Genomic DNA, 23,052 nt, shown 5'->3' with positions numbered 1-23,052 from the left:
CCGTCACCTATCCCAATACTTTCTTGACGGCTTCTATCACGCGATCCGCTTGAAACGGCTTGACGATAAAATCTCTTGCGCCAGCCTGAATTGATTCGATAACCATTGCCTGTTGTCCCATGGCGGAACACATGACTACTTTTGCATTTGGATCAAAAGCTTTAATTTCCTTAACGGCTTGAATCCCATCAACTTCCGGCATTGTAATATCCATAATAACCAGTTCGGGTTTCAACTCTTTATACTTTTCAATTGCTTTTTGACCGTTTTCAGCTTCACCAACGACATCATAACCGTTTTTCGTTAAGACATCCTTAATCATCATCCTCATAAATGCTGCATCGTCGACAACTAATATTGTATTAGCCATGCTTGTCCTCCTTAAATATTATTCAGTGATCCTCTTAGGTATGATTATGTCAGTTATTCTGATCCCGTAATTCTCATCTACAACGACAACCTCGCCCTTTGCAATCCGCTTGCCATTTGCTAAAACAATAAGCGGTTCCCCTACAAGGCGATCTAACTCAATAACTGTCCCTACACCAAAATCTAGAATTTCGTTAATTTTCTTACTCGTACGACCCAATTCAACAGTAATTTCAAGGGGTACATCTCTAATTAACTCTATATCATTATTATAATACATTTGAGAAGAATTGCCATCAAAATTTTCAAATTGTAATGGCACAGCATTGACCTTCTCTGCGGAGAAATTTGATTTTGGCCGTTCTTCTTCATAGTAATACTGCGGTGCAGGTGCCTCCTGCTGTTTCGGTGCTTCTGCCTTTGGCGGCGCTTTTTCTGCGACTGGCGCCGGTGCTGGCTCAGGTTCAGACTTTCCTTTGATAATGGTTGCAACCATTTGTTTGGCAACGTCAACAGGCAATACCTGCATGATTTCGCTATCGATCAAATCGCCGACTGTCATCCTAAAAGCAATTTTTACCACTTTATCTGTTTTAGATACCCCAAATTGCGTATAATCTAACTCAGAAATTTTATCATGGTATGCTTCCGGTGGCGATATGTCAATTTTTTTGCCTAACATCTCGGAAAGCGACGTTGATGACGAACCAATCATTTGGTTCATCGCTTCGCTGATGGCACTCAAATGAAGGTCGTTGAGTTCACTGGACACATTGGTGCCGTCGCCCCCCATCATGAGGTCCGTAATTATTTTGACATCTTTTTCATGTAAAATCAAGAAGTTTACACCTTCGATGCCCATTTTATAAACAATGTTAATGAGAACGGAAGGATCCTCAAATTCTTTTGAGAGTACATCCATTGTCGTTTCTGATACTTTTGGCGTTGTAATGGTCACTTTTTTATTCAGGAGCGTAAACAGCGTCGTCGCTGCTGTCCCCATACTGATATTACCGATTTCACCAATGGCATCCGCTTCTTCATCCGTTAACAAAGATGCAGGTGATTCAGAAATGCCGGCGGTTCCTCCCCCTAGCAAAGCATCAATTTCTTCTTGCGAAAGCATATCAGTCATCTAAATCATCTCCTTCCTCTATAACGTCTGTAATCATAATCGCGACATTCTTTTTCTTAATGCCAGGTTTTCCATAAAACTTTAGTTTGTTTTCAACAAAGATTTCAAGGCTTTCGTCGACTTTCTTATTCAATAAGATCACATCTCCCTTTTGGAGATTTAACAGTTCTGAAACGGTAATGGATGAACCGCCGACTGTTGCACTAAGGTTAATTTTTGATTTACTGATCCCCGTTTCAAGCGCCCCGCGCTCTTCATCTGTGACATCTTTTCTGTTGCTTGTGGCGAACCACAGGCGCGAACTGAGACTCGGCAGGATTGGCTCAATGACAAAGTGCGGAATACAGACGTTCACCATACCCTCTGTATCCCCAATACGTATATTAAATGTAACCAACGCAATGGATTCTGCCGGTGATACAATTTGAGCAAATTGTGAGTTCGTCTCAATATTTTCAAGTTTCGGCCTGAGTTCAACGATATTGCCCCATGGTTCTTTTAGCAGGTTGATAAACTTAATTAGAATATTCCTAAGTAATATCATTTCTATTTCAGTCAAGGTTCGCGTTTCTTTCGTCGGTTGGTTATGTTTTCCAGTCCCACCGAGCACCCTTTCGATCATGGCATATGCGATGTCAGAAGAGACATCGAGTATGATTTGACCACTAAATGGTGCAAAATCGACAATACCTAAAATTGCAGGATTGGAAATGGAATTGCTGAACTCGGTGTAAATCAAACTCTGTACAGAAATTACTTCTACTTCGATAAAGGTTCTCAGATAACCCGACAAGAAGTTATTAAGCAGTCTCGAAAAGTTTTCATGAATGATTTCCAGTGTTCGCAATTGATCTTTTGCAAATTTATCCGGGCGGCTAAAGTCATATTTTCGTATTTTGCGTTCTTTTTTATCTTCTTCAATGTCCTTGACGTCTACCTCACCGGTACTTAACGCGGCTAGCAGCTCGTCTATCTCATTTTGGGACAATACATCCGACATGACGCCACCCCCTTTCAACTCTTTTTATTAATATCGGCGATCTTGTGTCAAAACCTTAATAATCTTTCTACAAATTGTGGTTTAATCGCTTGGATCCCCTATATTTTGAACTTCATCCACGATTATCCCTGAATAATAAACGGTGCGATGTAAATATTGGAAATAATCTCTTCATCAGATTCAAGCACTTCAATCACCATATCTCTGATGCGCTGTCTCATTCTTTCTTTGCCGTTTGGTTTCATGAGATCTTCACTGAGTGATGCACGCATGAGTTCGTCAATATTATTAACAATTTTAGTTTTGTTTGATTCAAGTTCAGTTAAGATTGCATCATCTGTGTATTCAATGACCACTTGATATTTGATAATCTTCGTTCCGCCCTCATCTGCGAGATTGGAGTAAGCTTCATCCAGTTGGTATTCACTGTAGACAATAACTGGCTCTTTGGGTTCACCGCCCAGTACAAATACGACGACGACAACGCCGACAACGACGAGCAACAATACGACTGCTGCAATAATGATAATGAGTTTTTTATTCATATTATTGACCCCCTGTATCAGTGGTACTTTCTTCTACGGATTTGATGACGACGATGTCAACGCGACGATTTGCCGCTCTCCCTTCCACCGTCTCATTTGTGGCAATTGGATGGTATTCACTGTAACCAGATGCCGACAATCGATCCGGCAGCATTTTTGAACGCTCTATAAAAAATTTTACAACATTTGAAGCCCTGTGCGTTGAGAGTTCCCAGTTTGTTGGATATAAAGATGTTCTAATCGGCACGTTGTCCGTATGACCTTCTACACGAATTTGTTCGTTGATAAACTCAGCTGAATCTAGGAGTTCACCCAAGAAATCCAAGATATCATACGATGCAGTCTTGATTTCAGCACTCCCCGAATCAAAGAGCACATTGTCTTTAAAGCGAATGACCAGTCCCTTTGCTTCAAGCTGGACATCGACTTCCGCCTGCATTTGGTTATCATTGATATACTGCTCTACTTGCTTTTTTAATTCTTCAAGCTTATTTTGATCGACAACGGTTTCTTTGCTCGATTCGGTGCTTTCAGGCATGGCATCAAATACGAAGGGCGCTTCTGATAAACTCTTGCCGCCTTCCAGTACCCCTGCCGAACCTTGGAATGATTCCATAACCGCCTCAAACTTCTGCGCATCAATAGATGAAAACGCAAACAGCAAAACGAAGAAACACATCAATAGGGTTACGAGGTCACCGTATGTCGCCATGTATTCGGGAACGGAGCATTTACATTCCGGGCATTTATCCTTAGCCATTGTCTGTATTCGCCTCCTGCGTTCCTACTTTTTTTCTGACGGACGGCGGCAGGAAAACCTTCAATTTTTCTTCGATGATTCTGGGGTTTTCACCAGCCTGTATCGATAGAAGCCCCTCCACCATAACACTCCGTATCAGCACTTCTTCATTGCTCTTGACGTTGAGTTTTACCGCCATGGGCACGAAAACGAGATTGGCAATCAGCGAACCGTAAAAAGTTGTCAAGAGTGCTACGGCCATTGAAGGACCGATTGATGTTGGATCTGATAGGTTTTGCAGCATGGCAACGAGACCGATGAGCGTACCAACCATCCCGAATGCAGGTGCCAGAGAACCAAGCGTTTCTAGCATTGAACGGTTTTTGGCATGGCGCTCAGTTAAGTTGTCAATTTCCGTTTCGAGAATATTCTTAACGAGTTCAGGATCTGTCCCATCGACGATGAGCATAACCCCCTTTTGTAAAAAATCATCTTTTATTTCTGAAACGGCTTCTTCAAGTGCCAAAAGCCCTTCACGTCTGGCAACATTGGCGAGCTCTATAATTTTCGTAATAATCTGATCAATATCGAATTCACTGTTGCGCATTGTCTTTGAAATAACTTTCCCAAGGTTTGCAGCATCTTTCATCGGATAAGCGACGAGCCATCCTGAAAAAGCACCACCGATAACGATGATAATAGACGGTGGATCAATGTAACTGCCAAGATCACTATTCGACAGAATCCCCCATCCGACGAGCAAAATCCCCATAACTAAGCCGATTAATGTTGTAATATCCAAATTTCTACACCTCTTTTAAAATGAATTATAACATAACTAACACAAGTTAAAGCGCTTTATCCATATTTATTGACTTATTTTTCTATTATAATCAATAATCCTCGAAACAATTGTTTCGACATCTTCCTTGACGAGTATCTTTTTGCCCGTTGTCATGGTTATAACCGTATCCGGCGTCTCTTCAATAAATTCGATGAGCACATCATTTAAAAAAATGGCGTCGCCATTGAATTTTGTCAGCTTAATCATCAGGATCCCTCCTATTGCAGTGCCTTGCGTCTCCATCCTTGACTGCCGCCCCTTAGACGGCAATTGTTCTCCGTATATTTCAGTAATAATCTATTTCAGGTACATGTTTCTTGTAAGTTTATTGATTTCACGGAAACTACCCGTAGTCGCCTACGGGTAGTCAATCATCATTATCGTTTCAGGTTAACAAGTTCCTGTAATATTTCATCACTGGTCGTAATGACGCGTGAGTTTGCCTGAAAACCTCTTTGCGTTGTAATCATCGCTGTAAACTGCTCCGATAAATCGACGTTGCTCATTTCCAGCGCCCCCGGTGTAATGGTGCCGAAGCCGCCTGCGCCTGCGGTTCCATAAGTTGCAACGCCTGAGTTTGGCGTATCCTGGAAGAGATTGCCCCCGAGTTTCATCAAGCCGGGCGGGTTGTCAAAAGAGGCCAAACCAATTTGCTGCAGTACTTTTTGTTCACCATTGGTATAAATGCCAATAACCTCTCCTGTTGTCGAAATATTGAAAGAACTAATGGTACCGGCTGAGATCCCGTTGAGCTGAACGCCTTTCGCATCGGATTCTTTTGAAAATTGTGTAAAAATGCGTGTGGCATCATTCGCCGTTGAATCGCCATTGGCGAAAAACATATTACGGTCAATTGTTAAAACCAGATCAGAAGCACCAGGTATATTCATTCTTAATGTGCCTGCTGCATGTGTCGGTAGAGAACTGCCATTAGTTGGGTCTGCCAAATTAACGAGATCCACAACTTCACCTTTCTCATTGAACATGGCAAAAAGTGGTACCTGAGGAGGCGTAGTTGTCAAGTCTGGCATAATTTGCGTCCCTGTCTCAGGATCAGTAATCGTTACTTGACGATATGAGTAGTTATGTGCTGCTACCGTCGGATCATTTAGTGGGTCAAATGTCGGATCAACACCTCCGCCTGTCAAATCTAACTCAGTCCCCGTTGTCAAAGGATCTCCGACGAAGTTGAAATTAAGCGTGTGCACATCCCCAAGAGAATCATACAGGTCAATTGTTGTCGTATAGTCAGTTTCATTTAAATTCAAATTGCCGTTTATGGTAACTTTATCTGTAGCTGTTGCCGTTTTGGTGTCAGACATGTTGATTTGGATTGGCTGATTGTTCTTGTCCAGCACCTTCATCCCGCTTGACGTCACCAGATAGCCCAGTTCATCCAGCGAAAAGTTACCCGCTCTGGTATAATAGACGTTTTGTGCATTGGCATCATCAGTGACCATAAAAAAGCCGTCACCGTCTACCATTAAATCCGTTGCTATATCCGTTCTTTGAATGGAACCCTTCGCGTGGTTAACGGCGATGGATGCCAGCGTCGTACCAAGGCCGACCTGCATCGGGTTCGTCCCGCCGCGGCTTGCACCGGATGAACTGGCACCCTGCAATGTCTGGCTGTACATTTCTGCAAAAGAAACGGATGAAGCTTTAAAACCTACTGTATTGACGTTGGCAATATTATTGCCGATAACGTCCATTTTTAACTGGTGTGCTTTTAAAGATGATACACCAGAATAAAGCGATCGCATCATAGTAATAACCTCCTGCGCGCGTTTGTCTCCATCTGTCGGTCAGGAGACTTAAGCTTCCGAAAAGGTCCAGCTTAAATAATAACCGCGCCATCTATATTTGTAAAAACGTTTTCTTTGAGTTGAGCATCTGTCGTCGCCGTGATAATGGTCTTGTTCTTGACACTGGCGATAAAGATTTTATCGTCCATGAGGATCAGCGCCTCTCGAACGCCTTTTTTATCAGCTTGTTCTACAGCATCGTTAATTCTCGTCAATTCAGAATCTGTCAAGTCTATTTGTCGAGCATTCAATCGGTCCAATGCATGCTTTGAAAACTTTACTTGCTGGTTGCTTTGAACCTTTTGGAGTACATCACCAAAGCTTTTGCGATTGGCTACCGCCTTATCGCCATTCGTCGAGGGTGACTGGGAAGGTGATTGAACGGAACCGATCTGAGAGCGCTTGATCATGTATTCATTGCTCATACGCCTTAAATCATCCATGTGTTCCTCCTATGCTGAAACAGCATCCATAATTTCTTCATCTGTGACTTCATCTTCATCACTCGTATTGCCCATATAAGCATCAATTGCATCATTTAACCGCTGCAGTTCTTCCAAAATGGACTGATTTTGCAAAATCATAACATCTTCACTGCTCGTATCACTGTTCGCCGCGGTAATGCTTTCATCCATGGCTACAATGACATTCGTCAAGTCGGCCATTTGTGCTGTAACATCCATAAGCAAGTTATTGTTCGTCATCATTGATCCCGAGATGTTTGAGAGCTGTTCAACTGATGAAAATTGTGCCATCTGTGCTATATATTCTGTATTATCCATCGGATCGAGCGGATCCTGATGTTGCAGCTGCGTCATCATCAGTTTTAAAAATGCATCTTTATCAAGCGTTTGTGCTTCTTTGTAACTTTTATTAGAGCTGTCAGATGAAATTTTGTCAAGTGCATCATACTGATCACTCGTTATGACACCTGTAAGTTTTGCCATATGCTAACCTCCTTATCCAAAATAGTCAATGGTTGACGTTTCATAGACACCTTCATTCATATAACCCGTTGTCAGCTTCTCAATAAAAGCCGTGTCTTCTTCAACATCAATCTTGTTGTTTTGCTTTTGTGACTGTGCCCATTGATTATAGGAAGCACTGCCCTCTTCTTTTTTGCCGCTGTCAATGGCGACTGATATTTGATTGGTGTTGTAGCCTTTTTGACTAAGCGCATTTTTTAGTTGATCCAGATTGGTTTCAATCGCCGCTTTGACGGTTTCATTCTCAACTTTTATTTCCGCAAGGACAACACCTTTATGCATGGAAACTTTTACTTCAACATCGCCTAACTGTTCAGGCTGCAATTTGATAAGCATTTGCGAGCCGTGTTCCCCAACTGTCAAATTCGCTTTTATGGCATTCATGACTTGCGAAAACACTTCTTGTCTCGGCACTTGCTTGGCTTCCATACTGCGTAATGTCGTATCAACAATTTTTGAATCTTGAACCTGATTTGTCGGCATGACCTCTTGATCACTGTCCACAGCATCTGTCTTTGTTTCTTTGCTTAATTTGTCATTCGTTGCAGCTGCTTTTGCACTAAGATCAGCTGTTTCAAAACTTTCTTCTTCTCCCGCTGTCTGTCCATCTGCCGCCGCACCGCTGTTCGCTTCTGTTTGAACGGATTCTGTCAGCTTTGCTTCAAAATTCTCATTGGATTGCGATGCCTTCATCTCGTTCATAATATCTTTAACGGATTTGCCTTCGCTTTCTGAGACGATCTCAGCAAACGCTTCGACGCGATCATTGAGGTTTTCAACCAGTTTTTCAACATCGGTACCAACCATTTTGACACCAGCCTCTTCCAGTGCCGATTTCAGAACTTCTGTGAATTCACTGACTTGTTCCGTTAATTGTGTTAAAAGATTTTGATCAACGGGTTCCTGCAAGAGCTGATTGATTTCAATGTTTTGAAGTGTATTGGCAATTGCCGCAAGTTTTGACAAGTCCAACTGATCAATTGCCGCCTCCGGCAGCTGTTCAATCATTTGCATGAATGCCGGTCCCATCATTGACATCAGCATTTCAATATCTTCATCATCCAAACCCGTCATCTCTTTCAGTTTTTCTTTTAACCGATCGAGTTTTGTTTGCTGTTTATCATTTGTCAGCGTTTCGCCAGTCTCTTTTTTTGTTGCCTTAGACGGCGCTTGTGCTGATGAATCAACAGCATCTTTCATTGCGTCTTTTCCCGCTGTCGCAGTCGCTTCTTCCGAAGTTGCCTTATTGACACCACTCGCATACTTTGTCGTTTGACTGATATTATCGGCCTGCTTGCTTTGCAGCATGGCCATAAAACTGCCATCCGACGATTGCGATGTTTGCGTCGAGGTCGCCCCCGTTGTCTTAGCGCTGAAACTACCGAGAATTGACTGCGATGACAGTAATTCTCTCGTAACCATTCGTCACCTCCTAATTTTGTGGTAGTGCGAGCATTCTGGTTAATTCAGTAGAGAGCGTATTATCAAGCAGTGAAAGGATGTCCGCCTTTTGCGTCTGTGAAAAACTGTTGAGAATATCAAGTACCAGTTTTTCGTCACTGATGGTGATAAAGTCGCCGTTGCTGAGGTCGTACACTTGTGATGGCGACGCATTGAGCAGCATGTTCTGTAAGATACTTGCCACTTTGTCTGTCCCCATCTTGTCGTAGACATTAACCAGCTCACTGACATTATCGTCAAATTCTTTGTAAACCTTTAGCGATTTTAACACATCAGACGTTAAATTATCGACACCGCTGTTCAGCAGTTCGTTTTCTTTCATTTTTTCGATGACATTGAAGACAAATGTATCATCTGTGGACTTCGCAAGGACTTCGCCCGCTTTTTTTGCACCCATTGCCTTGTAGATGACGGCGAGTTCATCAACGGTGTACGTTTGAGAATTCCCCAGTGTTTGAATCAGCGTCGCCGCATCTTCACCCATAAAAACAGTGGCCATCTGTTCGAGGTCGCTGTCACGCCTTGTCACTGTCATATGTGCCTCTTTTATTGCCAGCGCCTGTGCATCTGTCAAATTAGCCATGATCTTATTTAGATCCGTCGAATCTAACTGGTAAAGTATGGTTTCCGCAATACTCGGATCCATAAGATCAACAATTTCTGCAACAGACTTATACCCGTTGATCGATGAGGCGATCATTTGGTTGATTTCCTCAATGGCAGAGGTTGTCGGAAGCGCAGCCCAATAATCGGCTACATCTTGAAGGTCATTTTGCTTCTCTTGATTGATCTGGTCAACGGTTGAAATAATGACGTCAGATGTTACAGACAAACTTCTAATCGAATCCAATATATTCTTCGTTTTATTTGGGTTGGTTCTGAGCATATCTTTGATGACTTCATCGTAAGCGCCTTTGTCTTCCGTCATCAGCACCATGAGTTTATCCACCGCTCGGCTTTCTTCGATAGACAGCATATAGTCAGAGATGACGCGAATTTGAGCCTGTTCTTCCTCCCGTGTTGGAAAACTGCCAAAATAGCTGCCCACCGGCCCCGGCACATTGGACATCAAACTGTTGACGCTGAGATTAAAATCCTTGTTAAATATGTAAAGCGCTCCGACGACGAGTATTGGCGTTAAGAGCAAGACGAGCAGGACGACTAAACATCCGCCGGATTTCTTTTTTTTCACTTCTTTTCCTTGATCTTGTTCTGCCATTTAGTCCCTCACTGTTTTATTGTTCTTGTAATTGACAATTTCTTCAATGACCTTTTGTTCATCTCGGTTAAACTCATCCATAAACTGCGCGTATTCATTCTCTTTAACTTTTTCCATGATCTTTCGCGCTTTAACAGCTTCTACAAGCCGCTCTTGCGTTGCTTCAATTTCTTGATCCATCGTTTCAATTGATGCATCCAGACGGTTGATATGCCGCCTGTAATAATCTTTACCATCTCTAATGGCTTGGAGCGTTTCCGCTCGGCATCCCGCTTTGACCATTGCCTGAATATGCTGATCATAGTCATAGCGCCGCTGCTGCATCGTATCGCGTTCATCCATTAGCTTTTGGCGCTTGGCGATTTTAGCGGCGAGTTCATTTTTCACATCATCTTCGGCATTTAGTCGAAGGGTTAAAATGCTCTCATATCTGAATTTAAATTTTTTCATCCTTTAATCACCAACTCGCTTCTAATTACCGACTTACTTCACTATTCTTTCAAGTGTCTGTACGCTGTCATCAAAAGGCATGGTTTCTCTTACGCGCTGCTTCAGAAAATCATTAAAATCATCGATCTTCGTAATGGCAAGGTCTATTTTAGGACTGGAACCCTTGGCATATGCGCCTATATTGATCAGGTCTTCCGACCCCTTATAGGTGGCAAAGATTTCTTTAAATCGTATTGCAGCTTCCATATGACTGTTGTCTACAATATTTGGCATAACACGGCTGGTGCTGTCCATAATATCTATTGCTGGGAAGTGACCAAGTCCAGCCAATTTTCTCGATAACATAATATGACCGTCCAAAATCCCCCGAACGGCATCGGAAATCGGCTCGTTAAAATCATCGCCGTCAACCAGCACGGTATAGAGCCCTGTAATAGAACCTTTATCAGAGTTTCCGGCACGTTCCAAAAGTCTCGGCAATACGGCAAAAACCGAAGGCGTATAACCTCGCGTAACAGGCGGTTCTCCCACGGCAAGTCCAATTTCACGCTGTGCCATTGAAAAGCGCGTAACGGAATCCATCATCAAAATGACATTCTTGCCAATATCTCTAAAATACTCTGCAATCGCCGTGGCAATCAATGCCGCTTTTACCCGTACGAGTGCCGGCTGATCGGACGTTGCCACGATGACGACAGATCTTTTTAGTCCATCTTCACCTAAATCATTTTCAATAAACTCCCGCACCTCACGACCCCGTTCTCCAACGAGTGAGATGACGTTGACCTCCGCCTTCGTATAACGTGCGATCATCCCCAAAAGCGTACTCTTGCCAACACCCGAACCAGCGAAAATACCAATCCGCTGTCCACGGCCACAGGTGAGCAAACTGTCAATCGCCTTGATTCCAAGGGGCAGCGGTTCATCAATACGATCCCGCATCAACGGATTCGGTGGATTGTTGTTAGCCGGATAGAAAGCAGATGCTGTCGGTTTAGGCTTGCCATCCATTGGTTGCCCGAGACCGTCAATAACACGGCCGAGCAACGCTTCGCTCACTTCAACCTGCAATGCTTTGCCGGTTGTGACGACGAGGCTGCCGGGCCCGATCCCCGTCATCTCTCCTAACGGCATCAACAAGACGTTGTCTTTATTGAACCCTACGACTTCGGCTTTAATGGGTTCAGAGCGCTTAATGGGAAAAATGTCGCATACTTCACCGATTTCCACCGCCGGCCCTGTTGATTCAATCATCAGTCCAATGATCTTACTGACGCGTCCACTGTATTTTAGAAAACTCTCTGAATGGAGGGCATTTCGATATTTTTCAAGCATGTTAATCACTACTCATTTCTCAATAAGTCTTCAAAGACATTCTTAATCTGTTCGTACTGAGTCCAAAGGCCACTGTCAATACTCCCCGATTCTGAATCGACGACGCAAGCACCTTGGCTTAGCGAAGCATCTTGCCGAATTTCAATGTCTTCAATTTTTTCGGTCATCGCCAAAATCATCGGTTTAATGGAAACCGCATGGTTATAATCTTCAACGGCAACGCGCAGTGTAAAGTGCGTCACCTGCGTCATCTTCATAACCGCCGCCCTCACGAGCCCATCAATCAACGTCTCATCGGTTTCGAGCTTCTTGTTGAGCACTTTTTCAACAGTTTCCAAAACGAGCGTCACCATTTCCACTTCCGCATCTTTTAAAAGTTTTTCGCGTTCTTGATGCCATGCATCTCGAAGTCCAAGTGCTTCATTGACGATTTGAGCTGCTGTCTCTTCTGCATCGGCAATCCCTTTTTGAACCCCCTCATTATAACCGTCTTCACGTGCACTTTCTAGGATCCCCTTTGCCTGATCATAGGCATCGGCAACAATCCGCTCAGCATCTTTTGCGGCGCGTTTTTCAATGGTTTCCGCTTCTTTATCAGCTTCTTCCAAGATACTGTTCGCCTCGTCTTTTGCTGCCGCTATTGCTTGATTGGCTGCCTCAAGCGACGCTTCGGTAGTTTGGGCAGCCAATTCTTCATGCGGTTCCGTTTTTTCGATTTTAGATGAGAGGACATACGTTTCATTATCCAAAATAACCCGAGATGATTTAAACAGTCTAGACAATTAATTCATCTCCTCCACCTCTGGCAATAATAATCTCATTAGCTTCTTCTAGTTTACGTATGATATTAACAATTTTTTGCTGTGCTTCTTCAACGTCACGAAGCCTGACAGGCCCCATAAAATCCATATCTTCTCGGAGCATTTCTGCCATACGTTTGGACATATTGGCAAAAATCATTTCCTTTACCTCATCAGTAGCGCCCTTAAGCGCAACAGCGAGGTCGTTGTTGTCCACTTCGCGGATAAAACGCTGAATGCCGACGCTGTCGAGATTGACGATATCTTCGAAGACAAACATTTTTTTTCGAATTTCTTCGACGAGCTCCGCATTCTGTATTTCCAGTGTTTCCAAGATATATTTTTCGGTTCCGCGGTCGACGGAGTTGAGAATATCGACAATACACTGAATACCGCCTGTTGCCGAGTAATCCTGCGTTACCATTGAAGAAAGTTTTCGTTCCAAAACGAGTTCAACTTCCTTAATGATTTCAGGCGATGTCGATTCCATCGTCGCTATACGCTGTGCAACATCCGCCTGTTTTTCCTGAGGCAGTGCCGATAAGACCTGCGCCGCCTGAGAAGGATTTAAATACGATAGTATAAGTGCCAGCGTCTGCGGATGTTCATTCTGAATAAAGTTGAGCAGCTGATTGGCATCTGTCTTTTTAACAAAGTCGAATGGCTTGACTTGAAGCGAAGAAGTGAGCTTGTTGATGATTTCCAGCGCTTTCTGAGAACCCATGGCTTTTTCGAGCACTTCTTTGGCGTAGTTGATCCCGCCTTCGGAAATAAATTCCTGCGCGAGGCATACCTGATAGAATTCTTCAAGCACCATTTCACGTTCTTCCGGCGTAATGCGGTTGACGTTGGCAATCTCCAGCGTCAATTCTTCAATTTCATCGTCGTGCATATGACTAAACAGTTTGGCAGAACGCTCCGGCCCAAGTGCAATCAGTAAAATTGCGGCCTTCGTCTTTCCGGACATTTTCCCCTTTTTCGCCATATTGCCTCCTAATTATCGTTAAGCCATGCTCTGAGCAAGGCTGCAGCTGCTTCTGGATTCGTATCCACAAATTTCTCGATATGGTATTTCGGACTTCCCTTGTCTTCCAAATCTGCGCCAATTTCTTCCAGCTGTTTTTGTTCCTCGATCTCTGCCTGACGCGCTGCTTCTTCTGCTTCTCGTTTTGAGCGGTTTCTTCTGAGTACCATGATGACGACAATCACAATGATTAGTGTCACGACAACCACGAGGATAAGTGCCCAAATTGGCACGCCAAAGACTAAGCCCGCTGTATCCTGCCCCGTGTAGATGTCGTAATTTTCCATAGGGTCTGGAAATGCCTGCGTATAAATGGTAATATTATCGGTGCTCGTCCCCGCCGACATGGCGATGAGATTGAGCAATTCCGTATAATGCTGGTCTGTGATAATGCCGTCGACTAATGCATTGGAGTTGATGAGAACGCCAATAGACATCGAAACAACATCGCCTTGAGATTTTACAATTTCACGATAAATCTCATTGAGTTCATAGTTGAGCGTTTCGCTGGCCTTTTCATAGGTTGAGTTATTACTGCTCGCTTCAACGGCACTGGTAATGGTCGAAGCGTTCGAATCGGTTCCGGGTGTTCCGACGGCGCCTGTACCGTTGACGACATTTTCTGTTATTCGGCTAATGCTGCGTGGAATGCCATCGGTTTCACCGTCAATTGGTGGGCTAAACAACGTTTGCGTTTCGGTTTGCTGATTAAAATCAAGCGTTAAAGCCGGCCTAACATCGACATTGCCGACGCCGTATATCTTTTCTAAAAAATCTTCCAAATCACGCTTTAGCTGATTTTGTATTTTCACTTGCAGTTCATATTGCGTACTGGCTGTAAACGATTCCGATGCGTCCGGGTCGTTGAGCTGATTACCTTCACTGTCAATAATGGTTACATTCTCCGGTACCAAGTCACTAACAGCGCTGACAATTAAGTTTAAAATGCCGTTAACTTTCTGCTCATCCAGCGAATGACCATTTTTTAGCGTCAGGACAACAGACGCACGCGATTTAATTTCATCCGCTAAGAAATAATTGCTCTCCTTCGGAATTTGGAGAATAACCGATGCATTCTCTACGGCAGAAATTGATTCAATTGATTGTTCAATATCTGCTGCAAGTGCTTGTATGTACATCTGTTCACGCGTTTGACTCGTCATGGTGATGGATTCGTTATTAAAGATGTCCGACCAGCTAAAGTTACCGGCGGCCACATCAGCAGCAATTTCCATTCGCGCTCTAGAGGAATCTTGCTTTGGCACTAAGATTACAGTCGTATTTTCTGAATCCTGCCAGCTAATGCCCAACTCATCCAGCCTAGACGTAATGACCTGCGCTTCAGATGGCGTCAGGCCTCTGGCAATTTCAACGTATTCGGTTCTCGTAAAATAAAAAATCCCCCCTGCCATCAGCAGAACAATTAAAATCAGACCGCCAATGATTAAACGCCTTCTATTTTTTTCGAGTCCATTGTAGTACGTTAAGACACGTTTTTGCAAACGGCTTATAAATTCCCCCATTGAAACACCTCGTCAATTGCATATTTTTCTAATTGCTAAATCACCGATAAAGCACAGAAAAAGCCTATGCTTTAACGCAGAAAATCAAGCGCCTCCTATAATTGCAAGCGCATGATTTCGTTGTAGGCAGATAATACTTTATTGGTTACGTCAACGGCGACGCTGATGCTCATGTCAGCTTTCATCGCCGCAATGGTCACATCGTGAATATTTTCGACTTCGCCAACCGCCAGCATCTGATCCATCTGCTCAGCGTAAAGTTGATCATCGCTCACCTTTTGCAGCGATGAGGCTAAGACCTCGGCAAACTTTGGCGCATCTGCTTCCAAAGTTTCATTTAATGATGCCAGTTTTTTATTAGGATTAATAATCGAATTGGCTAACTGTTCGATTTTCATTTAAGCACCTCACAATCTATTTGCCAATTTCAAGGGCTTGCATTGCCATCGTCTTTGTATTGTTCACCGCCGTAATATTCGCTTCATATGCACGTGAAGCAGAAATGAGGTTAATCATTTCATTGACAATTTCAATATTCGGCAAACTAACATAGCCATCGGCATCCGCATCGGGATGGTTGGGGTTATACTCTTTCTTAAAAGGCGACTGATCTTCAACAATTCCTGCAATTTCAACACCTTTCCCCTGTGCAATACCACCAGTTGCATTGGCGAGCACCTGATCAAACGCACTGCCTTCCTGTTCTCTAAAAACAGCAACTTTTCGACGATAAGGCGTCCCACTTGGCGTCCGCGTCGTATTGGCATTTGCAATATTTTCAGAAATCAAGTCCATTCTTAGCCGCTCTGCTGTCAAGCCAGAAGCACTGATATTAATTGAATTAAAGAAACTCATGACTTACCACCTTCCTATTTGCTAATCCTGAGGGCTGTTTTAATGCGGCTAAACTGACCGTTGATCTCGTTGGCCAGCGAATTATAGTATACTGTATTCTTTGCAAGTTCTGCATTTTCAACATCAACATCAACATTACTGCCGTCAACGCGATAACGTGTATCTGTAATTTTCTCGATATCAATATTTTCCGTTCTCAGTGCAGACATATGATTGGGATCTGTTTTTGCCATGGGTATCTGACTGCTCAACCCCAACTGGTTCTTTAGTACTGTTTCAAAATCAACGACTTCCTTTTTATAGCCCGGTGTATTGATATTTGCAATATTATTCGAAATTGCTGTATTGCGCATCCATGAACCATCGAGTGCCCGTCCTAGAAAGTCAATGTGATTAAATGAGTTTTTAAGCATCAAAGGTCACCTCCTCTTTGCAATGTTTATCGGTAAAATGGCCTAAAGCCTTTAGTTATCATAGGTATACAAGATATTCCTTTTCATATAATATTTTAACCTATATATGGTGGAAAATAAAGAAATTTTAACGATTTGGCATGATTTATCACATTTTAATACCCTAGTCCCAATTGATTATTCATTATTTTGGGTATCCCTTCACGGCAGTGTGATGTCAATCCTCCACAGGTCTTAAACGCAATGTTTTATTTGCTGTACTTTACCAAAAAAATAAAACGCTCATATGAGCGTTTTAAACGATTGTCATTAATGTTTTAATTTATTGAGTTCATCTAAGAGAACATCATTCAGCACTTTGATATACGTTCCCTTCATCCCCAACGAACGGGTTTCGATAACACCTGCACTTTCAAATTTCCGAAGCGCATTAACGATAACCGATCGCGTGATGCCCGCTTTGTCTGCAATTTTACTGGCAACGAGCAAGCCTTCTTCAGCATCTAACTCTTCAAATATATTGATAATCGCTTCGAATTCTGAATAAGACAGTGTGCTGACAGCCATCTGAACGATTGCCTTCTTGCGCGCCGCCTCTTCATGTGCATCGCTTTTGGCCCTGATAATTTCAAGCCCAATGATGGTTGCCGCATATTCTGCGAGAATGAGGTCTTCTTCCAAATAGTTGCGTTCACGACGCGCAACGATTAACGTACCAAGTCTTTGGGCATTCCCTATGATCGGGACAGCCGTAATGAATTTTGAATAACTCGCAATGTCATTCTTAAAAATTTCCAGAACCGAATCTTGCGTCAAATTAAAAAGTGTTTCGTTATGCTGCAAAAGCCTTGCATTGTCTTCCGTATCAATAAACTGTTCACCCGATTCCGTCGATATGACGGCACTGTCTTCTTGGTCGAATAGGCTGACGCCAAGTATTTTGCTCTTTCTGTTGATGACGTAGACATTAGAGTCCAATATATTCATCATTGTGTAACACAAATCTTGAAATGAAAGCTGTGTTGCACCTGAGGTCTGCAAAATTCGATTCAGCCTTCTCATCTTTGACAAGATACTACTATCCAAGTTAGTCCTCCTAAATCTATTCAGTATAATCACAGTTTGGATTATGACACTTAATAAATTCTTTTTTCTTTGTTTTTTTCTTTACGAGAATATCGCCGCATTTAGGACATTTCTTGTCAATCGGCAGATCCCATGACACGAAGTGACATGCAGGAAATTCAGAGCACCCGTAGAAAAGTTTTAATTTTTTTGTCTTGCGCTCAATGATATCACCGTTTTCACAGGATGGGCACTTGACGCCAATTTTTTTAAGAATCGGCTTGGTATTATCACATTCAGGATAATTGGAACATGCGAGAAATTTGCCATAGCGACCATGTCTAATCAACATCATTTTACCACATTTTTCACATGGAATGTCCGTTTCTTCAGTTAAATCAACTTTTTCGATTGCCTCATCAGCATTTTTCAGCATCGTTTCAAAAGGCGCATAGAAAACGCGAATAATTTCCTTCCATGACTGTGTGCCTTCTTCAACGTGGTCAAACTGCTGCTCCATGTTGGCTGTAAAGGCAATATCGACAATGGTATTAAAATAGTCATTCATTATTTCATAAATAATGAAGCCTAATTCCGTCGGTTTTAAACTCTTTTTTTCTTTTTCCACATAGCCTCTGCTGAGGATGGTGGTTATCGTTGGCGCATAAGTACTCGGTCTGCCAATCCCTTTTTCCTCCATCTCTTTGACAAGTGATGCCTCTGTATATCTAGCAGGCGGCTGTGTAAAATGCTGCGTTTTTTCAAATTCGCTGATATTGATAGTCTCACCGACTTCAAGTTCAGGTATAATGCGGTCAGCTTGCTTGCCAATCGTGTAAACCTTTAAAAAACCATCAAAGACGATTTTAGAGCCGCTCAGTTTGAAAAGATAATCGCCAATGGTCGTCTCAACACTATAACTTTCGTATTCAGCACTCGCCATAAACGCTGCAACAAAACGCATCCAAATGAGTTCGTAAAGTTTGTACTGATCTTTTGAAAGATTCGCTTCAACAACTTCAGGCGACAGCTCTACATAAGTCGGTCTAATCGCTTCATGTGCATCCTGTGCAGATTTTGCATTTTTAACCTTTTTCTCTGTACTGTTGACATACTCCGGTCCAAGATTTTCTTCAATATAAGATAGACAGCCTGCTTTAGCAATGTCAGAAATACGCGTTGAATCCGTACGCATGTACGTGATCAAACCAGTTGTACCCCTGCCTTTAATATTGATCCCCTCATAGAGTTGTTGAGCAAGCATCATGGTCTTTTTCGTTGTAAAACCGTAACGATTTGACGCTTCCTGCTGCAGTGAACTTGTAATAAACGGCAGCGAAGGGTGACGCTGTTTACGTTTTTTCTCTACTTTGGAAACCACACACGGCGCATCTTTAATTGAATCGATTATCGCATCTGTTTGCGCCTCATTCTCCAGTTCCATCTTATCGCCGGGTTTGCCGTAAAACTCCATTGCAAGTTTATTGGAATCGCCAGTTTTATGACCATTCGCAAATATTTTCCAGTATTCTTTACTGATAAAAGCCTGAATTTCTTTTTCACGATCGCAAATAAGACGTGTTGCCACAGACTGCACACGACCCGCACTCAAACCTTTCTTTACTTTTCGCCAAAGAATGGGACTAATGCTGTACCCTACCAATCGATCAAGGACGCGTCGCGCCTGCTGCGCATCGACGAGTTTTAGATCAATCTGCATCGGGTTTTTAACGGCATTTTTAACGGCATCCTTTGTAATTTCGTGAAAGGTTACGCGGCACTGCTCTTGTTCATCAATTCCCAATATATAGGCTAAGTGCCATGCAATGGCCTCACCTTCGCGGTCGGGGTCAGTTGCAAGATAAACGCGATCTGCCTTTTTAGCTTGTTTTTTAAGCTCCTTTATGACATCGCCTTTACCGCGAATATTGATGTAGTTCGGTTCAAAATCATGCTCTATGTCAACACCCATCTTGCTCTTCGGAAGATCCCTGATGTGGCCAATTGACGCGAGCACTTTAAAGTTTCTGCCCAAAAATTTTTCTATTGTCTTAGCTTTCGCAGGTGATTCCACGATAACGAGATTGTATGACATTCGAATTCACTCCAAAAAATTTATTTTGTCCTCTCAACTGTACTTAATAAATTTATATATAAAATTTCAAGTTGTCAAGCTTTAATTCTGCCACATTCTCATATCATCCCCACAAAATCTACGACGGTCCTCAGCGAAATGACAGCATCTCCACATCAGCTCCCTGCGCCCAGCGACTCGTTTCTGCCCAAATTGGAAATTTCATATCAGACATTGAAGCGACGTAAGACTAGCATATGTACAAAAATCTTCCAGAAGCAGTCTGGCAACTACCGCGTGCATCGTTTGGACATCTAAGTTCGCCAACGTTCTCAACTGTTCTATTTCGATAATGTTATATTTTTTAAGATAATGCAATACCTGTTTTTCGGTCTCCGATAAATGTGCCAATGAAACTTCTGAGCTGTTGGGTATTGTTTTTAAATCCAGCGCTGTCAAAATATCGCCAAAATCAACGAGCGGCACCGCGCCGTCAAAAATGAGTTGATTGGTTCCTTTGCTCACATCAGCATAGATATTGCCTGGAAGAGCAAAGACATCGCGCCCCTGCTCTGCCGCATATTTTGCTGTAATAAGCGAACCGCTTTTATGAGAAGCTTCAATGACAACGGTCGCTTGCGCAAGGCCGCTAATGAGTCGATTACGGTATGGGAAGTCATAACGGCGTGCATTTTCAACAAGCGGTTTTTCGCTAATCATCGTACCGCCACTTTCCAGAATAGCATGATAAAGCGTGCGATTAGCTTTGGGATAGACATTATGAACACCTGTTGCAACAACCGCTGCCGTAAATCCTTTCTCAGAAAGCGCCCCCTTATGCGCCGCCGTATCTATTCCCGACGCAAGGCCGCTGACCACCCCCACATCATGTCTTGCCAAAAAAGCCGCTAAGTCATAAGCGACGCGTAAGCCGTATGCCGATGGCTGCCGCGTTCCAACAATTGAGACAAGTTTCTTCTTATTTAATAAGGTATGTTCCCCTAAACAGAAAAGCACTTTTGGCGATTCTGCAATCAAACGAAGCGATGCTGGAAAGTCCCGCAGTTTAGGCAAGAGTATTTGCGTCCCCATTCTATCAATCTGTTGTTTAAAATCTTCAAATGCAGCTTTTGCCTTCGCATACGACTGACTGCATTCCATGCGAATCCCAAAAGCATGACAATGCTGAAAAACCCATTGCCAATCAATTTGTGCCTTTGAACCAAAGTGAGCAACTAACATCGCCCATTGACGCTTATTTATATGAAGAAAAACATGTCCTATAAAATAGTCCCATAGCACTGCTTCAACCATAACACGGTCCTCTGATTTTAGTCTGTCGCTCTGCCTATTATTCATTACCAGTACACACTCCTTTATCTCTCTTCGACTTCTGCTTTTCTGATTACACTTATCGTATTCTTTTGTTATGCAGCTTTTAGCTCATTGCAGGAACTGTTGACACTTTTGTGTCTAAAACGCATAGCACCCTCTAATAGTACCCTCTTACTGATATGCGATTGTGATTTTCTGCCTCTTTTCTAAACGAGTTTGCATTTTCTTATTGAGCTTCCGTCTGTCTCAAATTTTCGCCATAATAATAAATCGCTTCAAATAGGTGCTGCTCGTTGACGCAGGTCGAACCCTCTAATCCCGCTATCGTCCTTGCAATTGCTTCTATTTTGCTAAGGCTTCTCAAACTTAATTTGCCATTTTCATAGTAAGCATGCAGTTTGTTCTGAATCGTTTCTTCCAGCATCGTATGTTTATTTTGTTTTATCAATTGATAACGACAAATATTGGATGCCATCGCCGTTGAATCTACGCATTCACTTTTTTGACGGAACACATCTGCCGGAACGCGATCCATATAAACAATCATATCCATGCGATCAAGCATTGGTCCCGAAAGTTTTGCGTGATATTGCCGCAAGCGGCTTTCTGAGCAAGTACAGGCTTTGTACTGCGAGCCCTTATAACCGCAGAAGCATGGATTCATCGTAGCAACCAACTGAAATGCAGCTGGGAAAACAACGTGATTTTGCCCTTTCGTCAGTGCAATTTCTCCCGTACTCAACGGTTCACGCAGCGCATCAATCACTTCAGTTTTAAACTCCGAAAGTTCATCAAGTACCAAAATCCCCAAATGCGCTTTGCTGACCTCCCCCGGCAAGCATTTCAGCCCGCCACCCAGCATACCGGCACGACTGATGGTGTGATGAGGTGTTCTGATTGGTCGATTAAGGATATTGGCGACATGCATTTCGGGATTAGTCAAGCCGTGTATTTTGCTTATTTCAATACGTTCTGCAACAGAGGGTTTCGTTAAAACAGTCTTAAGTCGTTTCAAGATCATCGTTTTACCGCAACCCGGAGGACCGACAAATAAAATATTGTGGTGACCGGCCAGTGCAATTTCCAGTGCTCTGACCGCATTTGCTTGACCAATAATTTCCGAGTAGTCAATTGATGTCTCATCAGTTTTTTCCGCCTGATTGGCCGCATCTTGGCGTACTGATGGCATTAGCGCGTCTGTCATCAGAGCCTCTACCAGTTCCTTTAATGATGAAACGCCATAGAGCATCATCTCTTCATACACATCTCTTGGGCAAACATTATCAGCAGGCATAATCACTTTATCTATACCTTTGCTGCGAAAACCTTCCAACAGGCTATAAATACCAGAAACCGGCTTCAACATCCCATCGAGCGTCAATTCACCAATAACGCCAAAGGATGACAAGCGTTTTGAAAGCACCTCGTTTTGCGCTGCAAGAATCCCTAACGCCAAGGCCAAATCCAACTGTGCACCTTCTTTTTTTAAATGAGCCGGAGACATATTCTGTGTCATTCGCATAAGTGGAAACGCCATACCGCTGTTGACAATTGCCGCCCTGACACGTTCCTTTGATTCTCTGATAATCGGCCCCGGAAGCCCAACAATGTGATATTGCGGCATACCGTTTTGCAAATGTGTTTCTACTTCAACATGATAGCCATCAATGCCAATCATCACGGCACTGGAAAGTTTTGAATACATCCTGCACATCCCCATTTCTTACTGTCTCTTTATACTTTACCGTTGTTTCTCACATTGCTATTTGTTCATACTGTGTATCGAACGATAGCCATTCGAATTGTTATCATTTTGTTTATTATACATTATTTACCATTTTATCGCAAAAAAATATTGCCAGTTCTTTCAATTTGCAATTTTCAATTTCATCTGCTATTATTCATACGCCATCGCGAGTGCATTGATCGTCCGTATGCTTAAGTATTTCTTTACAAATCGGGTAGGAGAGAAAGTTAAATAACTTTCCCGACCTCCCACAGCACCGTACGTACGGGTCTCGTATACGGCGCTTCCCAAGTTTATGCATTAACAGTTTTGTATTTGTCAGAAAAGA

At 42.9% G+C, this 23,052-nt stretch carries 24 protein-coding genes; all 24 read right to left on the bottom strand.

Features of this window, described 5'->3' with window-relative positions; all coding sequences use genetic code 11:
• Positions 1-7: 7 nt before the first annotated feature.
• Positions 8-370 (bottom strand): response regulator, encoded by a 363-nt coding sequence (locus tag KHM83_RS17105; RefSeq protein WP_069876578.1) that lies wholly within the window; start codon positions 368-370, stop codon positions 8-10.
• A gap of 18 nt (positions 371-388) precedes the next feature.
• Entirely contained in the window at positions 389-1,504 is a 1,116-nt protein-coding gene (fliY, locus tag KHM83_RS17100; RefSeq protein ID WP_213238266.1) for a flagellar motor switch phosphatase FliY, read from the bottom strand.
• On the bottom strand, positions 1,497-2,504 hold the full coding sequence (gene fliM / locus KHM83_RS17095) for a flagellar motor switch protein FliM (RefSeq protein ID WP_213238265.1): 1,008 nt from the start codon (positions 2,502-2,504) through the stop codon (positions 1,497-1,499). Before fliM ends, fliY begins: the two co-directional genes overlap by 8 nt.
• Positions 2,505-2,626: 122 nt before the next feature.
• Positions 2,627-3,049, bottom strand: a complete 423-nt coding sequence (locus KHM83_RS17090; protein WP_213238264.1) for a flagellar basal body-associated FliL family protein — start codon at positions 3,047-3,049, stop codon at positions 2,627-2,629.
• 1 nt (position 3,050) lies between these two features.
• Complete coding sequence (locus tag KHM83_RS17085) at positions 3,051-3,809, bottom strand: OmpA/MotB family protein (protein ID WP_213238263.1); 759 nt, start codon at positions 3,807-3,809, stop codon at positions 3,051-3,053.
• Positions 3,802-4,590 carry a motility protein A gene (locus KHM83_RS17080; protein WP_213238262.1) on the bottom strand — a complete coding sequence of 263 codons (789 nt, stop codon included), beginning with the start codon at positions 4,588-4,590 and terminating at the stop codon, positions 3,802-3,804. The genes KHM83_RS17085 and KHM83_RS17080 overlap by 8 nt, the downstream gene beginning before the upstream one ends.
• 66 nt (positions 4,591-4,656) lie before the next feature.
• Positions 4,657-4,839, bottom strand: a complete 183-nt coding sequence (locus tag KHM83_RS17075; RefSeq protein ID WP_213238261.1) for a flagellar FlbD family protein — start codon at positions 4,837-4,839, stop codon at positions 4,657-4,659.
• Between the two features lie 170 nt (positions 4,840-5,009).
• Positions 5,010-6,398 carry a flagellar hook protein FlgE gene (locus KHM83_RS17070; protein ID WP_213238260.1) on the bottom strand — a complete coding sequence of 463 codons (1,389 nt, stop codon included), beginning with the start codon at positions 6,396-6,398 and terminating at the stop codon, positions 5,010-5,012.
• A gap of 71 nt (positions 6,399-6,469) precedes the next feature.
• Positions 6,470-6,880 (bottom strand): TIGR02530 family flagellar biosynthesis protein, encoded by a 411-nt coding sequence (locus KHM83_RS17065; RefSeq protein WP_213238259.1) that lies wholly within the window; start codon positions 6,878-6,880, stop codon positions 6,470-6,472.
• A 9-nt stretch (positions 6,881-6,889) separates the two neighbouring features.
• Positions 6,890-7,384, bottom strand: coding sequence for a flagellar hook assembly protein FlgD (locus KHM83_RS17060; RefSeq protein WP_213238258.1), 495 nt, complete (start codon positions 7,382-7,384; stop codon positions 6,890-6,892).
• Between the two features lie 12 nt (positions 7,385-7,396).
• Entirely contained in the window at positions 7,397-8,845 is a 1,449-nt protein-coding gene (locus KHM83_RS17055; protein ID WP_213238257.1) for a flagellar hook-length control protein FliK, read from the bottom strand.
• 10 nt (positions 8,846-8,855) lie between these two features.
• Positions 8,856-10,103, bottom strand: a complete 1,248-nt coding sequence (locus tag KHM83_RS17050; RefSeq protein ID WP_213238256.1) for a hypothetical protein — start codon at positions 10,101-10,103, stop codon at positions 8,856-8,858.
• On the bottom strand, positions 10,104-10,553 hold the full coding sequence (gene fliJ / locus KHM83_RS17045) for a flagellar export protein FliJ (RefSeq protein WP_213238255.1): 450 nt from the start codon (positions 10,551-10,553) through the stop codon (positions 10,104-10,106).
• Positions 10,554-10,586: 33 nt separating this feature from the next.
• The gene (gene fliI / locus KHM83_RS17040) at positions 10,587-11,888 is read right to left on the bottom strand and encodes a flagellar protein export ATPase FliI (RefSeq protein WP_213238254.1); all 1,302 of its coding nucleotides are present in this window, start codon (positions 11,886-11,888) and stop codon (positions 10,587-10,589) included.
• A gap of 8 nt (positions 11,889-11,896) precedes the next feature.
• On the bottom strand, positions 11,897-12,670 hold the full coding sequence (locus tag KHM83_RS17035) for a FliH/SctL family protein (RefSeq protein WP_213238253.1): 774 nt from the start codon (positions 12,668-12,670) through the stop codon (positions 11,897-11,899).
• Complete coding sequence (gene fliG / locus KHM83_RS17030; RefSeq protein WP_213238252.1) at positions 12,663-13,673, bottom strand: flagellar motor switch protein FliG; 1,011 nt, start codon at positions 13,671-13,673, stop codon at positions 12,663-12,665. The genes KHM83_RS17035 and fliG overlap by 8 nt, the downstream gene beginning before the upstream one ends.
• An 8-nt stretch (positions 13,674-13,681) precedes the next feature.
• Entirely contained in the window at positions 13,682-15,235 is a 1,554-nt protein-coding gene (fliF, locus tag KHM83_RS17025; protein ID WP_213238251.1) for a flagellar basal-body MS-ring/collar protein FliF, read from the bottom strand.
• Between the two features lie 95 nt (positions 15,236-15,330).
• On the bottom strand, positions 15,331-15,633 hold the full coding sequence (gene fliE / locus KHM83_RS17020) for a flagellar hook-basal body complex protein FliE (protein WP_213238250.1): 303 nt from the start codon (positions 15,631-15,633) through the stop codon (positions 15,331-15,333).
• A 16-nt stretch (positions 15,634-15,649) separates the two neighbouring features.
• Positions 15,650-16,090, bottom strand: a complete 441-nt coding sequence (flgC, locus tag KHM83_RS17015) for a flagellar basal body rod protein FlgC (RefSeq protein WP_213238249.1) — start codon at positions 16,088-16,090, stop codon at positions 15,650-15,652.
• Between the two features lie 14 nt (positions 16,091-16,104).
• Entirely contained in the window at positions 16,105-16,503 is a 399-nt protein-coding gene (gene flgB, locus KHM83_RS17010; protein ID WP_213238248.1) for a flagellar basal body rod protein FlgB, read from the bottom strand.
• Positions 16,504-16,812: 309 nt separating this feature from the next.
• Entirely contained in the window at positions 16,813-17,589 is a 777-nt protein-coding gene (gene codY, locus KHM83_RS17005) for a GTP-sensing pleiotropic transcriptional regulator CodY (RefSeq protein WP_281415075.1), read from the bottom strand.
• Between the two features lie 16 nt (positions 17,590-17,605).
• Complete coding sequence (gene topA / locus KHM83_RS17000; RefSeq protein ID WP_213238247.1) at positions 17,606-19,663, bottom strand: type I DNA topoisomerase; 2,058 nt, start codon at positions 19,661-19,663, stop codon at positions 17,606-17,608.
• A gap of 201 nt (positions 19,664-19,864) precedes the next feature.
• Positions 19,865-21,001: a DNA-processing protein DprA gene (gene dprA / locus KHM83_RS16995; protein ID WP_213238246.1), complete on the bottom strand. Its 1,137-nt coding sequence runs from the start codon at positions 20,999-21,001 to the stop codon at positions 19,865-19,867.
• Positions 21,002-21,203: 202 nt separating this feature from the next.
• Positions 21,204-22,682 (bottom strand): YifB family Mg chelatase-like AAA ATPase, encoded by a 1,479-nt coding sequence (locus tag KHM83_RS16990; protein WP_213238245.1) that lies wholly within the window; start codon positions 22,680-22,682, stop codon positions 21,204-21,206.
• Positions 22,683-23,052 lie beyond the last annotated feature (370 nt).

The sequence above is a fragment of the Fusibacter paucivorans genome, from assembly GCF_018390735.1.
In the GTDB taxonomy this organism is placed as follows: domain Bacteria; phylum Bacillota; class Clostridia; order Peptostreptococcales; family Acidaminobacteraceae; genus Fusibacter; species Fusibacter paucivorans.
The sequence above is the reverse complement of the archived record's forward strand: the minus strand, read 5'-3'. Positions and strand labels throughout refer to the sequence as shown.